The sequence below is a fragment of the Streptomyces sp. NPDC015127 genome (assembly GCF_043080095.1).
GTDB lineage: Bacteria > Actinomycetota > Actinomycetes > Streptomycetales > Streptomycetaceae > Streptomyces.
This window is the reverse complement of sequence record NZ_JBIBVE010000094.1, coordinates 1-1,848: the sequence shown is the minus strand read 5'-3', so window position 1 is coordinate 1,848 and position 1,848 is coordinate 1. Positions and strand designations below refer to the sequence as shown.

Below are 1,848 nucleotides of genomic sequence, written 5' to 3'. Positions count from 1 at the left end.
ACACAGTGGACGCGAGCAACTGAGGACAAGCCCTCGGCCTATTAGTACCGGTCAACTCCACCAGTTACCTGGCTTCCATATCCGGCCTATCAACCCAGTCGTCTACTGGGAGCCTTACCCTCTCAAGGAGGTGGGAGTCCTCATCTCGAAGCAGGCTTCCCGCTTAGATGCTTTCAGCGGTTATCCTTTCCGAACGTAGCCAACCAGCCATGCCCTTGGCAGGACAACTGGCACACCAGAGGTTCGTCCGTCCCGGTCCTCTCGTACTAGGGACAGCCCTTCTCAAGACTCCTACGCGCACAGCGGATAGGGACCGAACTGTCTCACGACGTTCTAAACCCAGCTCGCGTACCGCTTTAATGGGCGAACAGCCCAACCCTTGGGACCGACTCCAGCCCCAGGATGCGACGAGCCGACATCGAGGTGCCAAACCATCCCGTCGATATGGACTCTTGGGGAAGATCAGCCTGTTATCCCCGGGGTACCTTTTATCCGTTGAGCGACGGCGCTTCCACAAGCCACCGCCGGATCACTAGTCCCGACTTTCGTCCCTGCTCGACCCGTCGGTCTCACAGTCAAGCTCCCTTGTGCACTTACACTCAACACCTGATTGCCAACCAGGCTGAGGGAACCTTTGGGCGCCTCCGTTACCCTTTGGGAGGCAACCGCCCCAGTTAAACTACCCATCAGACACTGTCCCTGATCCGGATCACGGACCCAGGTTAGACATCCAGCACGACCAGAGTGGTATTTCAACGACGACTCCACCCATACTGGCGTATGAGCTTCACAGTCTCCCACCTATCCTACACAAGCCGAACCGAACACCAATATCAAACTGTAGTAAAGGTCCCGGGGTCTTTCCGTCCTGCTGCGCGAAACGAGCATCTTTACTCGTAGTGCAATTTCACCGGGCCTATGGTTGAGACAGTCGAGAAGTCGTTACGCCATTCGTGCAGGTCGGAACTTACCCGACAAGGAATTTCGCTACCTTAGGATGGTTATAGTTACCACCGCCGTTTACTGGCGCTTAAGTTCTCAGCTTCGCCCTGTCGAAACAGAGCTAACCGGTCCCCTTAACGTTCCAGCACCGGGCAGGCGTCAGTCCGTATACATCGCCTTACGGCTTCGCACGGACCTGTGTTTTTAGTAAACAGTCGCTTCTCGCTGGTCTCTGCGGCCACCCCCAGCTCAGAGTGCAAGACTCATCACCGGTGATGGCCCCCCTTCTCCCGAAGTTACGGGGGCATTTTGCCGAGTTCCTTAACCATAGTTCACCCGAACGCCTCGGTATTCTCTACCTGACCACCTGAGTCGGTTTAGGGTACGGGCCGCCATGAAACTCGCTAGAGGCTTTTCTCGACAGCATAGGATCATCCACTTCACCACAATCGGCTCGGCATCAGGTCTCAGCCTTGATGTGTGACGGATTTGCCTATCACACGGCCTACACCCTTACCCCGGGACAACCACCGCCCGGGCTGGACTACCTTCCTGCGTCACCCCATCACTTACCTACTACCACCTTGGGTCAGCGGCTCCACCACTCCGACCTCGTCCGAAGACTCAGCCGGCGGCTTCACGGCCTTAGCATTAATGGGTTCAGTACTGGGCGTTTCAAAGCGGGTACCGGAATATCAACCGGTTGTCCATCGACTACGCCTGTCGGCCTCGCCTTAGGTCCCGACTTACCCTGGGCAGATCAGCTTGACCCAGGAACCCTTAGTCAATCGGCGCACACGTTTCTCACGTGTGTATCGCTACTCATGCCTGCATTCTCACTCGTGAACCGTCCACAACTCGCTTCCGCGGCTGCTTCACCCGGCACACGACGCTCCCCTACCCATC

The 1,848-nt window shown here is 56.8% G+C and carries 1 rRNA gene; it reads right to left on the bottom strand.

Annotation, left to right across the window (positions count from 1 at the left end):
- Nucleotides 1–21 precede the first annotated feature (21 nt).
- Nucleotides 22–1,848: ribosomal RNA gene (locus ACF08N_RS38080) — 23S ribosomal RNA — on the bottom strand; the annotation flags it as partial.